17 protein-coding genes and 1 tRNA gene are annotated in these 19,398 nt (G+C 65.2%); 2 read left to right on the forward strand and 16 right to left on the reverse strand.

All coding sequences use genetic code 11. The features are described 5' to 3' along the window. Positions 1-3 precede the first annotated feature (3 nt). The 3 genes from KF785_08330 to KF785_08340 form a co-directional block, all read right to left on the reverse strand. Positions 4-2,469 carry a TonB-dependent receptor gene (locus KF785_08330; GenBank protein MBX3146766.1) on the reverse strand — a complete coding sequence of 822 codons (2,466 nt, stop codon included), beginning with the start codon at positions 2,467-2,469 and terminating at the stop codon, positions 4-6. A gap of 23 nt (positions 2,470-2,492) precedes the next feature. Beyond that, positions 2,493-2,564 (reverse strand) — tRNA-Lys (locus tag KF785_08335). A gap of 102 nt (positions 2,565-2,666) precedes the next feature. Next, positions 2,667-3,473 carry a dienelactone hydrolase family protein gene (locus KF785_08340; protein ID MBX3146767.1) on the reverse strand — a complete coding sequence of 269 codons (807 nt, stop codon included), beginning with the start codon at positions 3,471-3,473 and terminating at the stop codon, positions 2,667-2,669. A 142-nt stretch (positions 3,474-3,615) separates the two neighbouring features. Here KF785_08340 and KF785_08345 point away from each other — a divergent pair, with 142 nt between their 5' ends. Continuing rightward, positions 3,616-4,014 carry a hypothetical protein gene (locus KF785_08345; protein ID MBX3146768.1) on the forward strand — a complete coding sequence of 133 codons (399 nt, stop codon included), beginning with the start codon at positions 3,616-3,618 and terminating at the stop codon, positions 4,012-4,014. On the opposite strand, the gene KF785_08350 is transcribed toward KF785_08345, so the two are convergent. From KF785_08350 to KF785_08410, 13 genes are all read right to left on the reverse strand, one after another. After that, a complete protein-coding gene (locus tag KF785_08350; GenBank protein ID MBX3146769.1) occupies positions 4,015-5,085 on the reverse strand; it encodes a beta-lactamase family protein in 1,071 nt (356 codons plus the stop codon). It abuts the gene before it with no gap. 11 nt (positions 5,086-5,096) lie between these two features. Then, positions 5,097-5,735 (reverse strand): ribonuclease HII, encoded by a 639-nt coding sequence (locus KF785_08355; protein ID MBX3146770.1) that lies wholly within the window; start codon positions 5,733-5,735, stop codon positions 5,097-5,099. An 87-nt stretch (positions 5,736-5,822) separates the two neighbouring features. Then, positions 5,823-6,194: a 50S ribosomal protein L19 gene (rplS, locus tag KF785_08360; GenBank protein ID MBX3146771.1), complete on the reverse strand. Its 372-nt coding sequence runs from the start codon at positions 6,192-6,194 to the stop codon at positions 5,823-5,825. 31 nt (positions 6,195-6,225) lie between these two features. After that, positions 6,226-6,948, reverse strand: coding sequence for a tRNA (guanosine(37)-N1)-methyltransferase TrmD (gene trmD, locus KF785_08365; protein ID MBX3146772.1), 723 nt, complete (start codon positions 6,946-6,948; stop codon positions 6,226-6,228). Continuing rightward, positions 6,941-7,474 carry a 16S rRNA processing protein RimM gene (gene rimM / locus KF785_08370; GenBank protein MBX3146773.1) on the reverse strand — a complete coding sequence of 178 codons (534 nt, stop codon included), beginning with the start codon at positions 7,472-7,474 and terminating at the stop codon, positions 6,941-6,943. The genes trmD and rimM overlap by 8 nt, the downstream gene beginning before the upstream one ends. After that, positions 7,471-7,719 (reverse strand): 30S ribosomal protein S16, encoded by a 249-nt coding sequence (gene rpsP / locus KF785_08375; protein MBX3146774.1) that lies wholly within the window; start codon positions 7,717-7,719, stop codon positions 7,471-7,473. The genes rimM and rpsP overlap by 4 nt, the downstream gene beginning before the upstream one ends. Positions 7,720-7,781: 62 nt before the next feature. Continuing rightward, a complete protein-coding gene (gene ffh, locus KF785_08380; GenBank protein ID MBX3146775.1) occupies positions 7,782-9,128 on the reverse strand; it encodes a signal recognition particle protein in 1,347 nt (448 codons plus the stop codon). Between the two features lie 110 nt (positions 9,129-9,238). Further along, positions 9,239-10,576, reverse strand: coding sequence for a serine/threonine protein kinase (locus tag KF785_08385; GenBank protein ID MBX3146776.1), 1,338 nt, complete (start codon positions 10,574-10,576; stop codon positions 9,239-9,241). Positions 10,577-10,676: 100 nt separating this feature from the next. Next, a complete protein-coding gene (locus tag KF785_08390; GenBank protein ID MBX3146777.1) occupies positions 10,677-13,508 on the reverse strand; it encodes a PAS domain S-box protein in 2,832 nt (943 codons plus the stop codon). Then, the gene (locus KF785_08395; protein ID MBX3146778.1) at positions 13,505-13,894 is read right to left on the reverse strand and encodes a response regulator; all 390 of its coding nucleotides are present in this window, start codon (positions 13,892-13,894) and stop codon (positions 13,505-13,507) included. Before KF785_08395 ends, KF785_08390 begins: the two co-directional genes overlap by 4 nt. Next, positions 13,891-15,789 (reverse strand): PAS domain S-box protein, encoded by a 1,899-nt coding sequence (locus tag KF785_08400; protein MBX3146779.1) that lies wholly within the window; start codon positions 15,787-15,789, stop codon positions 13,891-13,893. The genes KF785_08395 and KF785_08400 overlap by 4 nt, the downstream gene beginning before the upstream one ends. Positions 15,790-15,951: 162 nt before the next feature. Beyond that, the gene (locus KF785_08405; protein ID MBX3146780.1) at positions 15,952-17,535 is read right to left on the reverse strand and encodes a hypothetical protein; all 1,584 of its coding nucleotides are present in this window, start codon (positions 17,533-17,535) and stop codon (positions 15,952-15,954) included. A gap of 67 nt (positions 17,536-17,602) precedes the next feature. Continuing rightward, entirely contained in the window at positions 17,603-18,787 is a 1,185-nt protein-coding gene (locus KF785_08410) for an amidohydrolase (protein ID MBX3146781.1), read from the reverse strand. Between the two features lie 142 nt (positions 18,788-18,929). Here KF785_08410 and KF785_08415 point away from each other — a divergent pair, with 142 nt between their 5' ends. Then, positions 18,930-19,397, forward strand: coding sequence for an FKBP-type peptidyl-prolyl cis-trans isomerase (locus KF785_08415; GenBank protein ID MBX3146782.1), 468 nt, complete (start codon positions 18,930-18,932; stop codon positions 19,395-19,397). Position 19,398 lies beyond the last annotated feature (1 nt).

Below are 19,398 nucleotides of genomic sequence, written 5' to 3' on the forward strand. Positions count from 1 at the left end.
CGATCAGAACCGGAAGGAGAACGAGGCGCTGGGAACCAGACCAAAGATCGAAGTCTGCACCGCCTCGAGCTGGGTCGGGTTGCCTTCGACTTGCTGAAATGCGATCGACTGAGCGTTGAACCTGTTGTACGCGTTGAAGAGACCGAGCTGGAGCTGCTTCCCGCCCCAGCTGCGGGTAAAGGTCAAATCAAGCCGATGATAGGCCGGGAGCCGCGCCGCATTCCGGTCGCCGTACTGGAGCAGCCAGAGGCCATCGTAGACACCGCGCGATACCGGGTAGGTAACCGGCAACCCGCTGCGGAGGACGAAGGTGCCGCCGACCGACCAGCGGCCACCCAGCGGATGCAGCGCCACGACTGCGAGATCGTGGGTCTTGTCGAACGGTGAAGGATAGAAGCGGCCCTGGTTGATGCCGGCATCACCCGCTCCGAGTCCGGTCAGCTGTCGTTCCGATCGACTCAAGGTGTAGCTGACCCAGCCCGTCAGCCGGCCGGACCGCTTCCGAGCATGGACTTCGAGACCATACGCGCGCCCTCTTCCCTGCAACATCTCCGTTTCCAGCCGTTCGTTGAGCGCGAGATCCGCACCATCGACGAAGTCGGTGACATTGCTGAGCCGCTTGTAGTAGCCCTCGACCGACAGCTCGTACTGGTCGCCGCCGAGCGTCGCGGCGTAACCCAGTGCGACCTGATCTGCTTGCTGCGGATCGAGATAGGGCCCCACCGGCTCCCAGACGTCGACCGGCGTCGGGGCGTTGCTGTTCGAGACGAGATGGAGATACTGACGGGTCCGGGTGTAGCTCGCTTTGAGACTGGCCGTCGGACTGACACCGACCCTGAGTGAGACGCGTGGTTCGAGGCCGGCAAACCCTGCAATCCGTTCCCCAGTGCCATAACGCACACTGTCGATGGGCTCGCCGCGCTGGTACCGTTCGAGCACCCGATCGTACACCACCGGCGCGTTGTCGGCGTACTGATACAAGGTTCCCGGTCCGTTGCGATGAAAGCCCGCATACCGGATTCCGTAGCGAACCGAGACTGCCGGGGTGAGGTCGATCTCGTGACTGAGATGAACCGCCCGGCTCGTCCCTCGACGTTCGTCGAGCCGAAACGGCACCACGGGCGACGCGCCGACCGGATCGACGCTGCCCGGTTCGATCCGATGCCAGACGAGCTCGGCGCCAGCTTCGACCGTGTTGCCGTTGCCGATGTAAAAGGTCTCGTTCACCTCGAAGGTGGTGCCACCGATCCGCGAGGCCCAGCGCAAATCTCGGCCCGTGCCGAGGAAATCCAGGGCATAGTCGTATTCACTGCTGGCCAGCACCACCTTGGAGAAGATCCGATTGCCGACCGCCTGATTCCAGACAGCGCTCCCTGCGGTGTTGCCCCACCCTGCCTGAAACCGATCGATCAGGCCCAGGCGGTCGCGGCCGCGGTATCCGGCCAGCATGAGCGAGCCGTTCGAGCCCAGGCGCAGCGTGGTCTTGACATTGAGGTCATAGAAGTAGGCCGTGTTGCGGTTGAGCTCCGGATTGCTCGACAATCGCAGAAACAGATCGGCATAGGTGCGCCGACCGGCAACCAGGAACGAGCCCAGCTCGTTGGGCAGCGGTCCTTCCACCGCCAGTCGACTGGCCAGCACACCGACCGACCCGGTTCCTTCGACCCGGTTGCGGCTGCCCTCACGCTGCCGCACATCGAGTACCGAGGAGAGTCGCCCGCCGAAACGGGCCGGGATAGCACCCTTATATAGCTTGACGTCGTCGACCGCGTCGCCGTTGAAGACGGAAAAGAAACCGAAGACGTGTGACGGGTTGTAAATGGTCGCCTCGTCGAGCCGAATCAGGTTCTGGTCGACGGTGCCGCCACGAACGCTGAACCCGGTCGTGAAGTCGCTGGCGTTGCTGACACCGGGAAGCAGTGTCAGAGTACGGATCGGGTCGACCTCACCAAGCACGGCGGGAATCAGTCGGACCGTCCGGATGTCGACCCGTGCAGTGCTCATCTCCACGGTTCCGGGATCGATATCGGAGCTGTCGCGTCCGCCCTGCACGGCGACTTCCTCCAGTTCGTACGGGCGCGGAGTAAGCAGGAAGTCTCGAGAGAGCGACGTCGTCAGTTCGACCGTCGTGGTATCGGGGTAGTAGCCCACCGCGCGAATCCGGATCGGCGTGACACCTCGCGGCAGCGACAGCACGAAGAAGCCGTCCTGGTTCGTCTCGGCTCGAATCCCTTCGGATCCGGCCACCAGCTGCGCGCCGCGAATGACTTCGCGACTGGCCGACGAACGAACGTATCCGCTCAGTCTGACGCGGCCCGTTGGCTCCGGTTCCTGCGCGGAAAGCGAATCGCCCAGAAAGGCGAGCACGGCGACGAGCAGGCAGGTCGCGGCCGGACGGAAAGCGGCCTGCGTGGTCGGGGTCCTGCCGGGCGGAACGAAGGGATGACCGTTGAGCGGGGGTCGAATCACGAGGTACCGGTCAGGAGGTCGAGTGAGGGCGCTGGGACTCGAACCCAGAACCTACGGATTAAAAGTCCGGTGCTCTACCATTGAGCTACGCCCCCGACCTCGATCAAGATAATCGGGCCAGCACCGGTCTCACCATCTGACCCGGTGCCCGGCCGCCTCCCCTGACGGGCGTCATAGTTCCCGCCAGGGCCCTTCCGTCAGCGGCCCTGTCCGAAGACCTCGCCGAACATCCGGAGCATAGCCGCCCAGGATTCCCGGTCGGCGGTCGCATCGTACGCCAGGCCATCCATTCCGAAGCTCGCGGCGTCCGGATTGGTAAAGCTGTGCTTCACGCCCGGATAATTGATCACCTCGAATCGGGCCCCGGCGGCCGCCAATTGCTCCGAAAACGAGCGCACCGCCTCAGGGGGAATCATCGGGTCGTCGGCGCCGTTGAGCACCAGGATCCGGGCTTTGACCGCTCCCGAGTCGACCGGCGGATTGGTCAGCAAAGCACCGTGGAAACTCGCCACCGCATCGAGGGCGACACCGGCGCGCGCCGCACCAAGCACGACCGCGCCTCCAAAGCAGTACCCGATTGCCGCGGTGCGGGCCGAATCAACCCGCGCATCCTGTTTTAGAATGTCGAGGGCCGCGGCCAACCGCGCCGCCGTCGTTGCCGGGTCGCTCGTAGCAGCCATCATGAACGCCTGGGCCGTGTCCGGGTGAGTCGTCGAGCGCCCGTCGCCATACATATCCACGGCAAACCCGACATAGCCCGCCTCTGCCAGGCGGCGAGCCTGGTTGCGCGCGTGCTCGTTATGGCCCCACCACTCATGCACGACAAGGACACCCGGACGGCGATCAGTCCGGGCGGCATCGTACGCGATAAAGCCTTTCAGGGTGGTTTCGCCCTGTCGATACTCGATTTCTCGGGTTTGAACGTCCGGACCGGCAGGGGATTCGGAACGACCGCAAGCAGCAGCCAGCGCCACAACGGCCAGCAGACCACGATTCAGCAGCATCAGTCAGACCTCGAGGCAGAGATTCCGTTCAATCTATCGCTCGAACCCGACCCGCGCAGCGAGTGGCACGCCCCACAGGACGGTGTGGAGGTCGTGCGATCGGAAAACGTCCCCCGACGAGACGGGACCAACAGGAGAAGCCATGAGTTTACCGATTCGCCTTGCTGCGACCCTTGCCGGTGCCAGCCTCGTCACTGGTTGCCTGCTGGCTGCCGCTGGCGCTGGCGCCGGCGGGGCCATCTACGTCAGCGATCGCGGGGTCGAATCCACCGTTGCCGTGTCGCCGGATCGAACGCTGGTGGCCGCGCGGGCCGCCTTTCAGGCGTACGACGTCCGGGAAACCAAGACGAGCAGCGAGCAGGAAGGGGCCGTCAGCAAACGCACCCTGGAAGGGGCTACCAGCGATCGCGAGGTCACGGTCACGATCCGGACCGAGGGCACCGGATCTCGCGTCGTGGTCGTGGCGGCCAAGACTGCAGTGACCTGGGACAAGGAGTTTGCCCGAGCCATCCTCGAGCGGATCAGCGCCGAGGTCCGCTAGCTACGGAGTTTCGAAGAGGCGGAGGATTTCCCCGGCCAGGGGCTCCAGGCCGCGGTGACTCGCGTTGCTGAGCATGGCGACGGCCAGCCCCAGCTCCGGCACGACGAGGAGATAGGCCGCGGCGCCGACATGCGACCCGCCATGCCCGACGGCGCGCCGGCCACCGAGCGCGGTGACACGCCAACCCAGCCCGTACCCGGTCGATTGCCCCGCAGCCGTCGTCATCGGGGTGAAGAGCAGTTCGCGGGTCCGGTCGTCGATGCTCCGGGCCGTGACGACGCCGTGGGCAAAGCGAACCAGGTCATCGGCGGTCGACAGAAAGCCGCCACCTGCCCAGACATCACTGTTGTCGACGGCCGGACCGTTCGAGACCGCACCGGCTGAATCCACCAGGTAGAACGCGGTGCGGCCCGGAATGATCCGGGCGTAGTGATCCGCAATCGTCTCGCCCATCCCGAACGGATCGAAGACACGCCGCTGCATTTCCCCGAGGAACTCAGCCCCTGCGGCACCCTCGACCACGGCCGAGATGAGGTTCCATCCGAAGCTCGAGTAGGCGTATCGCTCGCCGGGAACGAAGAGGAGCGGACGATCGCGAAACTTGTCGAGGGCTGCCGTCACGGTGGGATAGTGGACCGCGTTGACGATATCGGCGGCGTTGTAGTGGGGAATGCCCGACAGGTGGCCAGCGAGTTGGCGGGTGGTAATCGGGTAACCCTTGTCCGGAAAGGTCGGAACGTAGCGCTGCACCGGAGCGTCGAGGTCCAGCTTGCCCTCCTGCCAGAGCGCAGCAACCGCAATCGAGGTCAGCGTTTTCGAGATGCTGCCGATCCGAAACCTGGTCCGAGGTGTGGCCGCCACGCCGAGTTCCAGATTGGCCATGCCAAAGCCTTCCGACCAGACGATGGCACCATGCCGGGCCACCGCAATGCTGGCCCCCGGAACATGATACCGAGCCAGGTGAGCCCGGAAGAGCGCGCGCGCCGAGTCGACCGGTGGCGTCTGGGCGCTGGTGACACCGACCAGCCCAACCACGGCCAGCAGTGCAGCTCGGATCGGACGCATCAGCATCGGGTACCTTCCTACAGTTCGAGACCGAGTTGGACAACCGGCATGAAAGTACGACGATGATGCGGAGTGGGGCCGGCCGCCTCGATGGCCTGCCGGTGCCGCTCCGTGCCATAGCCGCGGTTGCTGCCCCAGTGGTAGGCCGGATGCCGGGCGCCCAGACTGCTCATCAGGCGATCCCGAACCGTCTTGGCGATGATGCCGGCCGCAGCAATCGAAAGGCAAAGCGCGTCGCCGTCGACGAGGGCGTCGTGATCGAGCCCCAGGTCAGGCATGGGCAGGCCGTCGAGCAGGATCTGATAGGGTCGGCCCGCCGGCAACGCGGGAAGGGCTCGCCTGACCGCGCGACGCATGGCGAGCACCGTGGCGCGCCGGATGTTGAGCCGATCGATTTCACGAACCGAAGCGGCGCCAACCCCGATCGCAACCGCGTGCTGGCGAACCAGCCCCGCCGCAACGTCGCGCTTCGCTTCGGCGAGCGTCTTACTGTCACGGATACGCCGGAAGCGGGTGACACCTTCCGGGAATACGACGGCCGCAGCCACCACTGGACCGGCCAGGGGACCGCGGCCTGCTTCATCGACGCCGATCAGCAGCCCACCTGCCTGCCAGGCGAGCCGCTCGCGTTCCAGCGATGGCACCTTGCCGGCCATGAGCGCTCCGGGAGGCCCGGGACGGTGCGTCCCGGGAGATCGACTGTCAGCCGGGCAGCGAGGCCGCCACCCGGACCTGCAACGGAGCTACTTCTCGCCCTTGCCGGTGTGCGCCGGGTCGCGACGCTCACGGATCCGGGCGCCCTTGCCGCTCAGATTGCGCAGGTAGTAGAGCTTGGCGCGCCGCACCCGCCCCCGTCGAACCACGGAGATCGAGGCAACGGTCGGGCTGTGGAGCGGGAAGATGCGCTCGACACCAACCGACGCGGAGACCTTCCGCACCGTGAAGGTCTCGTCGATGCCACCGCCCCTACGCGCGAGGCAAACACCCTCGAACGCCTGCAGTCGCTCTTTGTCGCCTTCACGAACACGGACCATCACTTTGACCGTGTCGCCTGGCGCAAAGGTCGGGATATCGGTCTTGAGACCTTCCCGGGTAAGCGTCGAAAGTTCCGTCATAACCCCTGCTCCTTGAATAGCGAGACGTCCCTCACGTCTCAGTGTCGTGTTCCCGTTTCCAGGCCGCCCAAAGGTCGGGCCGCCGCACCGAGGTCAATCGCTCGGCTTCCTGCTGCTTCCACGCCGCAATCTCGGCGTGATTGCCCGACCTGAGCACCGCCGGCACCGCCATTCCCCGGAACTCCGGCGGGCGGGTGTAGCTCGGCGGGCTCAACAACCCGTCATAGAACGAGTCGGAACTGGCCGACTCATGGTCTCCCAGCGCACCCGGGAGCAACCGTACCACCGCGTCGATCAGGCAGAGCGCGGCCGGCTCCCCACCCGAGAGGATGAAATCGCCGACGCAGACTTCCTCGGCGTTCAACCCGTCGACAATGCGCTGGTCGAGGTCCTTGTAGTGACCCGCAATCAGCGTCAGCACCGGTGCCAGCGAATACCGCACCACCGCGCGGTGGGTGAGCGGAACTCCGCGCGCCGACATCACCAGGACCCGTCCTGGGTTACCCAGTGACTCGACCGCCGCAAACACGACATCCGGCTTGATCACCATCCCGGCCCCGCCCCCGTAGGGCGTATCGTCGACCGTCCGATGCCGATCCGTGGCGTAGTCTCTCAGCTGCACCAGCCGGAACTCCACCAAGCCCTTCTCCACTGCCCGGGCCGGAATGCTGGCCGCGAGATACGGCGCCATCACCTCCGGAAAGAGCGAGATGACGTTGATCCTGGTGCGGGGCGGCGCCTCGGCCTCACTCATCGATCAGGCCATCGGGCGCATCGAGCACCAGCCGGCGCGCCTCCCGCTCCACCTGGACCACGAATTCCTTGCGAAACGGCACCAGGAACTCACGTTTCCTGCCCTGCACTTCCAGCATCAGCCCGGTCGGGTACTCCTCGACCGCGGTCACCACACCGAGCGGGTTACCCGCCGGATCCTGCACCGCGAAGCCCTCGAGCTCGTGGAGGTAGACCTCTCCCTCAGCTGGCGGCGTCAGCGTCTCGGCTGGCGCGGAGAGCAGGTAGTCCCGCCACCCCTCGATGATCAGCCGGTCCTCGTACCCGACAAAGGTGACGAGGATCTCGCGATGATAGATCCGGCTCCGCTCGATCACGAGCGGTCCCGCAACCTGCTCACCTGCCAGACTCGTGACCCAGACCGACCGCCCCGGCGCAAACACCGTCTGCGGGTCGTCCGTGAGCGGAAAGACCGCACACTCGCCCTTGAGTCCGTGCGGCTTCCGCAACCGTCCCACCACCAGGTGGCGGGGCGGTAGATCCGTCACGCCGTGACGCCCGCCTTCTTGAGCAGCGTCCCGACAGTGTCCGACGGCGTCGCGCCCTTACCGACCCACTCCTTGGCCGCTTCGACGTCGATCTGGAGCTGCTTGTCGGTCTCGGCGCGCGGATTGTAGGTGCCGAGAATGGCGATGAAACGGCCATCGCGCGGCTTGGTCTTCTCGGCCACGACGATCCGGTAGATCGGGAGCTTTTTCCGCCCGACGCGGCGAAGACGAATACGAGTTGCCACAGACTACTCCTTAGATAATCGTGAGGGTAGAGGTTCCGACCTCACCCGACCTGCCGTTTACCTCAGCCCCGCCTGCCCGGGAACACTGCGCCCCCGCCGCCGAACGGCAGCTTGGGCCCGTTTTTCCCGCCCTTCATCAGCTTCTGCATCTGCTTGAACTGATTCAGCAGCTGATTGACTTCCTGAACCGTCCGGCCGGAGCCTTTGGCCACGCGGAGCCGGCGCGATCCATTCATCAGATCAGGATCGGCCCGCTCACCGGCAGTCATCGACAGCACGATGGCTTCGACGTGTTTGATCCGATTGTCGTCGACATTGGCCGACTTGAGCATCTGCGAGTTCACGCCTGGCAGCATGCCCAGCACGTTCTTGAGCGGCCCCATCTTCTGCATCTGCTTCATGGCGGTGAGAAAGTCCTGGAGGTCCAGGCCCTTCTTCGACATCGCCTTCTTGGCCAGCTTCTCGGCTTCTTTTTCGTCGATGGCGCCCTGGGCTTTTTCGACCAGGCTCAGCACGTCGCCCTGCTGGAGGATCCGGCCCGCCATCCGCTCGGGATGGAACGGCTCCAGCGCATCGAGGCCTTCACCGACGCCGACGTACTTGATCGGCGCGTGGGTGACACCGTAGATCGACAGCGCCGCACCGCCGCGGGAGTCGCCGTCCATCTTGGTGAGCACGACGCCGGTGACACCGAGCGCGTCATGGAAGCCCTTGGCAATCCGAACCGCGTCCTGGCCGGTCATGCCGTCGGCGACCAGCAGGATCTCGTGCGGTTTGATGGTGCTCTTGAGCTTGATCAGCTCGGCCATCATCTCGTCGTCGATCTGGAGGCGGCCCGCGGTATCGACGATGACCGAGCGCGCGCGCGCCTTGCCGGCCGCTTCGATGCCGCGCCGGACGATGCCGACGACGTCGGTCTGCCCGGGCTCGCCGTGGAAGCCGACCCCGACCTGCCGAGCAAGCGTATCGAGCTGCTCGACGGCGGCCGGACGATAGACGTCCGCCGCAATCAGGAAGGGCGCTTTCTGTTCGAGCTTGAGTCGCTTGGCGAGCTTGCCGGCGCTGGTCGTCTTACCAGAGCCCTGAAGACCGACGATGAGGATGACCGTGGGCGGAACCGACGCGTGAGCAATCGGCGCCTGCTTCTCACCCAGCATGGCGACCAGTTCGTCGTAGACGATCTTGACGATCTGCTGGCCGGGCTTGACGCCCTTCATCTGAACGACGCCGACGGCCTTGTCCTGAACCCGCTCGAGAAACTGGCGGGTCAGCTCGAAGCTCACATCGGCTTCGAGCAGCACCCGGCGAATTTCCCGGAGGCCCTCTTTGACCGCGTCCTCGGTGAGGACGCCTTTGCCCGCAAGACGCTTGAGGGCATCGGTCAGTTTGGTAGACAGGTCGTCGAACATAAGCCCTGAAAGATAGCCGACTTACAGGGGGGGCTCAAGACCGACGGAGCCCACTGAATCGGCCCCCGCCAGGAGCCAGAGACATGGGACGCCCCGGTGGGGAGACTACCTCAGGCGGCGATGATGCTGTCGTCGTCCCGCTCCGGCAGGTAGAGCACCTGGACCGCCTCGCCGACCTGCCAACGTTCTGCCCGATTTCGCGACACCAGATCGGAGCTTCGAATTACCCGCCCGTCGACCTCGAACTGGTATCTGACTCGCATTTCTTTGGTTCCGAGGCTGGAGGTCTCGATTTCCATGCCCAGAATCACGGCCTCTCTCAACTGGCCGCTCTCGAGAAACGGGCGGACCCGGTTCCGGCGGTTTGCCACGGTAACGCCGTAGATCAGGGGGAGGACCCCGAAGCTGACTGCCGAGAAGAACCCGACCACCAGCATATCGATCAGGCGCCACCGTCCCCCCCGGCGGGCGGCATCGGGGTCAATGGTCTGGAGGACGCCGGGGGCCAGCCTGTGGTAGAGTTTCTTCAGGTCGCCAGTGATGACCCGCGGCCCGGGGTCGAGGGCGATCGGCGGACCAAGAGCCGGGACCCGGACGGGGGCCGAAGACTGGGCCACGGCCACCGCGACCCCAGGACCGGTCGGTGCCGCCGCTGGTGCGCGGAACAGGCTGTCGCGGACCTCGCGGGCCGACTGGTACCGATCCGATGGCGACGGTTGGAGCATTCGGGCCAGAACCGATCGAAGCGGTTCCTGGCAGGACAGCGCCTCGGGCACCTCGATCCGGCCGGCCGGATTGAGGAACATCGGTGGCGGGGATCCGGTGACCAAATGCAGGAACGTGGCGGCCAGGGCATAAAGGTCGCTGCTGGCGGTAGCCTGCCCCATGTACTGCTCGTACGGCATGTAGCCGTAAGTTCCGGCGATGGTGGACCCCCCATCGCCTCGCACCACGTTGCGGACGGCCCCGAAGTCCACCAGCACCGGATTGCCATCGGCCTGACGATGATATTGGCCGGTTTGATATCGCGATGGAGGATGGGCGGGATCCGGCTGTGGAGGTGAGTCGAGCACGCCGAGCATTTCGAGGAAGAGGTGCATCACCCCGGCCCGGTCTAGCCCTCCGCCCTGCTCGATCCGCTGGGCAATCGACTGGCCATCGATGAACTCGAGCGCAATGGCGTGCACCTGGCGGCCGAGCCAGTCGCCGCGCACCGTCTCGAACACCTCCGGAATACCCTGGTGCCGCAAGGTCTTGAGGACGGCGGCCTCACGTTCGAACATCTCGAACGTCTTCCAATCCTCGGCCTGCGCCGGATCGAGGATCTTGAGGGCAACCTGACGCCCACCGGTCGAGTCCTCGGCCAGATAGGTCCGCGCAAAGGCGCCCTGACCCAGGCGGCGTACCACATCGTAGCGGTCGGCAAACCGAGTTGGCCAGTCAGTCATGACAAGATCGGATTCCGGGTAGCTGGGCACCGAGAGGACCGAGGGCCCACAGGTCGCTCCCGCACGTCACTGCAGGATCGAGCCGGGCCGGACCGGCAATCTACCTGTCCGGGGTGGCTGATGCCGGATCGGTCGGCTCCTGCCCGAGCACCTCGCGCACCTTCTTGGTCAGTCCGCGCGGGGTGTACGGCTTCTGAACGAAGGCAACCTCGGCTGCCAGCAAACCATGGCGAACGATTGCGTCGTCGGTGTACCCGCTCATGAACAGCACCTTGAGGCCCGGAAACCTGGCGCGAAGTACGGCCGCCAGCTCCGGACCACTCATATTGGGCATGACCACATCGGTCAGCAGCAGGTCGACCGTTTCAGCACCGTCGTCGAGCACCCGGAGCGCTTCGAGCCCGTCGACCGCAGTAAGGACCCGATAGCCGTGCCGTTCCAGGCTCCGGACGGTGAGCCCCCTGACACCCGGGTCATCTTCGACCACGAGGATGGTTTCGGTGCCCCGTTCAGCCTCGGTGGCCGTTGCAGCTGGCACCTCGGTGACCGGTTCGTCAACGGCGGGGAAATAGAGTTTGAATGTGGTCCCGCGCCCGGGTTCGCTGTAGACATGGATCGAGCCCTCACTCTGTCGTACCGTACCGAACACCATCGGCAAGCCAAGTCCGGTGCCCTTCCCGACCTCCTTGGTGGTGAAGAACGGATCGAAGATCCGGGCCTGGACTTCCGGGGTCATTCCGCACCCCGTGTCCGTCATCGCGAGCATGACGTGTGGCCCCGGCCGGCAGTCAAGCCGACTGGCGGCATACTCCTCGCTCAGCACCACGTTAGCCGTTTCCACGGTGAGCTTCCCGCCGCGGGGCATCGCGTCCCGGGCATTGACCGCCAGGTTCAACAACACCTGACCGATCTGGCCCGGGTCAACTTTGACCCTCCCCAAGCCGGGGTCCAGGACGGTGTGGAAGGCGATATCCTCACCAATCAGGCGGTGAAGGATCTTCCCCAACTCTTCGACGATCGCATTGAGGCTGACGACCCTCGGCTGAAGCATCGACTGGCGGCTCAGTCCGAGCAGTTGCCGGGTCAGTGCGGCGGCGCGCCCGGCCGCTTCGGCGATCGCGGTGATCGCTTCACGATCGTCGCTCGGCATCTCGGCGTTGCCAAGCATCAGCTCGGTATAGCCGGTAATGATCGTCAGCAGATTATTGAAGTCGTGCGCCACACCGCCCGCCAGGCGACCAACCGCTTCCATCTTCTGCGCCTGGCGGTACTGATCCTCGAGGCGACGGCGCTCGGTCACGTCGCTCTGGACGCCAACGAAGTGTGAGACCCGCCCGTGCGCATCATGGACGGGGTTGATGGACAGCGCATTCCAGAAGGGCGTTCCGTCCTTCCGGTAGTTGAGCACTTCGACCGCGCAGCCGCGCCCTTCGGCGATCGCCTCGCGCATCGAACGCACCGTCTCCGGGTCGGTGTCCTTGCCTTGAAGAAATCGGCAGTTCCGCCCCACGACCTCGTCGGTGCGCCACCCGGTGATCCGTTCGAAGCCGGCACTGGCGTAGATGATCGGTCCGTCGGGCTCGTTCGGGTCGGTGATCAGGATCCCTTGCGACACCTGCTGGATGGCCCGATCCCGCAGCTCGAGCGCTACCTGCGTCTCCTTGAGCTCCGTGATGTCTCGGGATACGCCGATGACACCAATCACCTCGCCCCGCTCGCTGCGGTACGGGGCCTTGATCGACTGGAAGATCCTCGGCTTGCCGTCGACAGGAATGAGATCCTCGACGTTGTGAACCCGGCCGGACTCGATGACGAGGCGGTCGCTCGCCCGAACCGCTGCGGCCTGGACCGGCCCGAAGATGGCGTCGTCGTCCCGGCCCAATACTTCGTCGACCGGTCGTCCTGCCGCTCGGCTGGCGGCCTGGTTGAACAGCAGGTAGCGACCCTCGAGGTCCTTGACGAACACCGTGTCAGTGGTGCCTTCGACCACGGCCTTGAGCAGCTGGCTCGTTCGAGCCAGCTCTGCTCCGGCCCTGCGGATCTGGGTCACATCCCGGGCTTCGACCAGGCTTGCCGGCTTCCCAGACCAGGTCAGCCCATAGGCAAAGATCTCCACCTCCAAGATCTCACCCGACTTGGTCCGGTGCCGCCACACCCCCCGTACCTCCGAGTCGCCGAGGGATCGGCCGACCATCTCGAGCAAGGCCGGAATGTCCTCCGGGGGCCGGATGTCCTTGATCGTCATCGTCAGGAACTCGTCGCGGCTGTATCCGTACCGATCGACGGCGGCCTGATTGACCGCCAGATAGCGGAGCGTCTCGCGGTCATAAACGAAGAGCGGTTCCGTGATCGCCTCGAAGAGACTGCGGTACCGCAGTTCGCTCTCTCGGCGAGCCACTTCCGCCGCGGTGCGCTCGGCAATCTCGGTTCGGAGTCGTCCGTTGGTGGCTTCGAGCTCCCGCACTTTCTGTTCGAGCTTTCCGATCAGCAGCGCGTTGTGTCGTTCGATCAGGTCCGGGGTGGCCGTCCCCGCCCGCAACCCCACCGAGAGCTCGCCCCGGCCGGCCCGCTCCAGGATCTCCCGGATCCGATCCATGAACTCCTCCGGTTCGGCCGGTTTGACGATGAAGTCGTCCGCGCCGAGATCCATCGCCAGCCGCTCGTCCTTGGGGTCGGTATAGGTTGCCGTGTAGACGACGAAGGGAATCGGCGCGAGCCGATCATCCGCTCGCCAATGACGCAGGAGGGCGTAACCGTCGAGCACCGGCATCAGCAAGTCTGAGACGACGAGGTCGGGTGCCTGCAGACGTGCGCGGGTCAGCGCTTCGGCGCCGTGGACCGCCTCATCCACCGTGTATCCATGGCCCTCGAACAGCGACCGCAACATGTAGCGATTCGTCTCGATATCATCGACGATCAACACCCGTGTCATGATCCGGCCGCCTTGGGTTTCATCTGAAGAAACCGCTCGACGTCTGCGACGAACGTTTCGGGGTTGATCGGTTTTTCGAGGTATCCGGTCGCGCCGGCGGCAAGACACTTTTCCCGATCGCCGACCATCGCATATGAGGTTACCGCCACGATCGGAATGGCTGCGAGCACCGGATCGGCCCGAAGCGCGCGAGCGACCGCGTACCCGTCCATGCCTGGCAACTGAATATCGAGGAGGATGAGGGCCGGGTTGGCCGACGCCGCCAGCGCCAATCCCTCGGGTCCGGTCCCGGCCTGTACCACCGTGTGTCCGCGCTGTTCAAGGAGAAAACAGGCGAGATAGCGATTCTGGGGGTTGTCCTCGATCAGGAGAATAACGGCGCTCATGAACTCTCCTGGGAACGGAGCGGCAGCGTCACCGTAAAGACGCTTCCGACTCCCCATTCGCTCTCAGCAACGACATCGCCACCCATTAAACTCGCTAGCCGGCGGCAGATCGCCAAGCCCAACCCGGTGCCGTCGTGTCGACGAGCCATGCCGACATCGAGCTGCCGAAACGGTTGAAACAGGGATGCGAGGTCCTCGGTGCGGATGCCCGGACCGGTGTCCGCCACGCGAATCCGAACCACCGGCCCCCCAGCTTCGGGGTGCGGTGCGTCCGCCAGCTCCGCAATAACCGAGACCTGTCCCCGTTCGGTGAACTTGATGGCGTTGCCGAGCAGATTGAGGAGGATCTGCTCCACCCGCCGCTCGTCGCCAAGGATGGTGCCGAGATCCGCAGCCACCTCGGACACGAGCGCGAGTCCCTTTGCCTCTGCCTGCGGAGCGACCGAAGCAACAACCTTGGCCACCGACCGTCCCAGGTCGAATGGCTCGCGCGCGACGTCGAGCTGCCCCGCCTCGATCTTCGAGATATCGAGCACGTCATTCACCAGCGCGAGCAAATGGCGGGCGCTCCGTCTGACCATGTCGAGTTGCTTGTGCTGCTCCGGATTGACCGGGCCGGCCAAGCCCTGGAGCATGATGCCGGTGAACCCGATGATCGAGTTGAGCGGGGTCCGCAGTTCGTGTGACATGGTGGCCAGGAAGGCCGATTTGATCCGGTCGGCGGCCTCGGCGCGGTGCCGCTTCTCGCGTTCGGCGTCGGCGGCCTTCCGCTCGGTCACGTCGCGAACCACGGCAATCAGATTACCATCGGGGGTCCCGGCAGCAATCACGTCGGCCGGAAAGGTCGATCCGTCCTTCCGCAGGAAGGTCCATTCCTGGTTGTGGGCGCCCACATCCCGGATTTCGCTCAGGGTTCCGGCAACACGACGCAACTCCGCAGGGGGAAGAATATCCACCGGGAGCTTGCCGATGAGCTCATGTCGCGCATAGCCGAGCATCCGGCAGATGCTCGGATTGGCGTCGAGATAGCGGCTTTCCGGATCGGCGATCAGGATCCCGTCGGGCGCGTACTCGAACAGCGTTCGGTAGCGTGCCTCGCTCGCCCGCTGCGCTTCCTCCGCACGGCGGCGCGCCGTGATGTCGGTTCCGATACTCAGAAACTCGACCAGCCGGCCCTCGGCGTCTCGGATGATCCGATTGGTCCAGGCAATCCAGACCCGGTCCCCGTTTCGAAGCATGTTCTCATTGACGCTCTGTTCGTAGGACTCCGGCGCGGAGCAGATATCCTCGATCAACCGCCGGAGATCCCGGCCTCCGCTTTCGGTCGTCGGGACGATCGTTCCGATCACATGGCGTCCGAGGATCTCGTCGGCGCTGAAGCCGAAGAAGCGCTGGCCGTACTCGTTGAGCAGGGTAATCCGTCCGTCGGCGTTCCAGCGAAGGATGATGCTGTTGGCATGTTCGACCAGCTCGCGATACCGCCGTTCGCTTTCGGCGAGCCGGTCTTGCGCGCGTTTCCGCTCGGAGATGTCAATCCCGACACCCACGAGACAGGGTTTACCCTCGAGTACCACCCGGCGGCCAGTGAACAGATATGGGGTGGCCGTGCCATCCCGGGCAATGAAGTCCGCCTCGATGGCTGACCCTCCGCTGGCAAAGACTTCGGCGATCCGGCGCTCGAGCAGGGGCCGGTCGCGCTCGCTGAAGAAATCGAGCGGGTGCATCCGAGTGATCTGATCCGCCGAGTAGCCGGACGCCACTTCGAACGAGCGGTTCCAGCGCAGGAACCTCCCCTGCTCGTCGTAGCAGTACAGAATCCCGGGCAAGCTGGCGACCATTGCCTCCGAGAAGACACGTTCGTCGGGCAACCCGCTTCCCCCGGGCGTGATCGTCATAGGCAGTGCCTCGCGCTGGGTCCGGCGCCGGTTGAATGGTTGGCCCGGGTTGGGATCCGGGTCATTCGCCTAATGATGCTGCACGAACCGCGCCGCGGTCCAGGCAGGGGGCCTACCCGCTACGGCAACCTTGCTCGCGGCCGGCTGCCGTCGACCGCTCGCTCATGGGAGGCCTTCGCGGTGCCCCGGCAGCACGGCGACGCGGACGATCGGCAGGTCCGCACCGCGGCGCAAGTCGCGGTCGAGCAGGTTCCAGACCGCAAAGCCATCCTCGCTGGCGGGCTCCAGCAGGTACGCAGCGAAGAGCCCCAGGCGCTGATCGGTCGGCACCAGGTACGACCCCTGTGCCGCCTCCGCGTGGCCGGGGCGCCAAGCACCGTGAACTCCGATCAGGCGATGCCCCTCGAATACGCCGCCGGCCACCGACAACGAATCGACCCGGAAGACCTCGGCGGGACCGGACCAGGGAGCCAGCAAACGCTCGACGAGGATGCCCTGTCGTCGCAGCAGGGCGACGAGATGCTCGTGCTGCGGCGGCAGGATGTATCCGGCGCGAACCGGTTCCTTGGCCGCGGCAGCGAACCGTACATAAGCCGGCATCCGAACGGTCCGGAAGGTTCCCGTCCGGAGCCGTCGCGCAAACGGGCCAGCTCCTTCCCCGGCGGCGTGGGTAATCTCGGCAATCACAGCTTCGTTGACGGGGTCGGCCCACCGGCTGCTCACCACCACCGAGTCGGGACGCGCAATGGCAGTGGCGGCATTGATGGCCTTGATAGTGGTTCGCTCCGCTGCCGTGTACCGCAGAATCTCGAGCACGAAGTCGTAGGTTGCCCGGATCCGGGTCGGGAAGTCGGCATTCGAGTAGGCTTCACTCAGAATCGACATCCGTCCGCGGAGGCCGAACCAGTTGGTCGCGTATCGGGCTCCGGGGTCAAACGTCTGCCAGCCGCGCACCAGCGAATCGGGATGCTGGCTGAGAAAGTTGCCGTACCAGTAGGTCTCGTGGCCATGCCTGGTCCGCATCCGGGTCCTGATTTCGGGGAGGAGGCGATCGCGGACATAGTCGTTGGCCAGCGACGGGTTGGCATTGTTGCCCGCTGAGTAGGTCAGGACATAGCCGTGGTAGCTGCCGTTGGTGGTGTGGAGGTCCAGGTAGAGATCGGGATCCCAGCGATCGACCAGGGCCAGGAGATGCCTGGTTTCCGGTGCCTCCTGCTTGACGAGGTCGCGGTTGAGGTCAAGTCCCTGCCCGTTCTGGCGGCGCCCGACGACAGCAGGGCCCTGTTGCCCTCGACGGTTCTGGTCGCCCGGCCCGAACGCCTCGTTGCCATCGGCATTGTAGACCGGCACCACCACGAGCACGAGGCTATCGAGCAGCGGCTGCAGCGACCCGACCGTGAGGTCCCGGAGGAGCATCAGACTCGCCTCCTTCCCTTCGACCTCACCGCCGTGAATGTTGGCCTGGATGTACACGATCGGCCTGCCTGAGCGATGTGCGTCCGCCGGGTCAGTGACCAGCGGCCTGGACGCGACCACATAGGGCGTCTGATGCCCCAACGCCGTCCGACCGAAGCTGGCGATCCGAACGAATGGAGTTCTGGCGGCAAGGCTATCGAGGAACAGACGCACGTCAGCGAGCGTAGAGGTCTCACGAGACCCGGTCCGCTCTGCCCGGGTACTCTGGCCAGCCACGGGTGCAGCCATCGCGCCCGCGAGCAACAGCCCGAATGAGAAGCGGATGATCATGCTCCCAAGATAGCGCCCGCAGCCGCTCACGCGGGCACGAGCTTCGGGCCCGCCCGCCGGCACGCGGCTATCGCTTGACTCCCAGCACGTCGATCGCGACGGCTACGAAGAGGCGCAGCGACTGGTCGAGGCTGCTCTCGTCGATGTCGAACCTGGGATGATGATGGGGCTCGACGATACCGCGCGACGGGTTCCCTGCGCCGGTGAAAAAGAAGGTTCCCGGCGCCTTCTCCATGAAGGCCGAGAAATCCTCGCCGCCCATGTTGGGCTTGAGGGTCACGACCCGATCGTCGCCGAACAGATCTCGCGCCAGCGCGGCAACCCGGCGCGTCACCTCGGGATCATTGACGACGGGCCGGTAGCCGTTCTGATAGGCGAACTCGTACCGCGCTCCGTGGGCTTCGGTAATGCCCTTCACGATCCGTTCCATGACCTGCGGAATCTCGGCACGGAGCGCCTTGTCGAAGGTCCGGACCGTGCCGGCCAGCTTGGCTTCTTCGGGAATCACGTTGTGAATGGTGCCGGCGTTGAACTGCGTGACGCTCACCACGGCCGGCTCGATCGGATCGACGACCCGTGAGACAACCGTCTGGAGCGCCATTACGACCTGCGCACCAATCATGACCGGGTCGACCGACTTGTTGGGCTGCGCAGCATGACCTCCCTTGCCGCGCACTGTGATCCAGAACGTGTCAGGAGCGGCCATCATGGGGCCTTCGCGAAACGCGACCTGCCCCTCCTCGAGCAGCGACCAGACGTGCTGGCCGACGACGAGGTCGACACCATCCATGACCCCGGCATCGACCATGGCCTGGGCCCCGCCTGGCAGCACCTCCTCGGCATGCTGGAAGATGAAGCGGAGTTCACCGGAGAGTTCGTCGCGCCGCTCGAGCAAGATCTTGGCGACGCCAAGCAGGACGGCGGTGTGTCCGTCGTGTCCGCAGGCGTGCATGACGCCGGGGACCGTCGACACGAACTCGTGGTCATTCTCCTCGTGGATCGGCAGGGCGTCCATGTCGGCCCGAAACGCCAGGGTCGGCCCCGGGCGCCCGGTCACCAGGCGCGCGAGCACGCTCGTTTCCGTCGGACGGGTCACGGTCAGGTTGCCAAATCCGACCAGCGTGTCGTGAACGAACCGGGCCGTTTCGTGTTCCTGGAAGGAAAGTTCAGGATGCTGGTGGAGATGGCGCCGCCAGGCCACGACCTGGTCGCGCAATGCGTCAGCGACGGAAGCAAGAGTCGAGTTGGTCATCAGAAAATCCGGACAGGATGGAAGAAGGTCGAAGGGTAGCGCGGCCAGATGTCCGGCGCCAGCGGCGCGGTGGTTTATCTTGTTCGAGGTGCGGCGAACTCGCGTCGCTTCGAGGGTCACCCATCAACCCAAGAGCCGTCTCATGCGAATTCCAACGATTGCTATTGCGGCCGCCATGCTCGCCGCTGCCTGCGCCAAGGAGGGCGCGACCCCCATGACCGCTGCCATCGACTCGACCACGTTTGCCCCGGCCTTGCAGGTCGACTTGAGTCAAGCCACCAAGACAGGGTCGGGCCTGTACTACCGTGATCTCGTGGTCGGCAGTGGTCCTGAGGTCGAGGCAGGCCAGACCGTTGCAGTCCACTACGCTGGCTTCCTGACCGACGGAACGTCATTCGACGCCAACCAACCCGGCAAAGAGCCGTTCACGTTTCAGCCGGGGACCGGTCAGGTCATTGCCGGCTGGGACGAGGGAGTGGTCGGGATGCGGGTCGGTGGCAAGCGCCAGCTGATCCTGCCCCCGGACCTGGGCTACGGGGCCCGCGGGATCGGACCGATTCCGGGAAACGCGATTCTCGTCTTTACCGTTGACGTGGTCGCGATTCGCTGAC

This window comes from Gemmatimonadales bacterium, assembly GCA_019637315.1.
In the GTDB taxonomy this organism is placed as follows: domain Bacteria; phylum Gemmatimonadota; class Gemmatimonadetes; order Gemmatimonadales; family GWC2-71-9; genus SHZU01.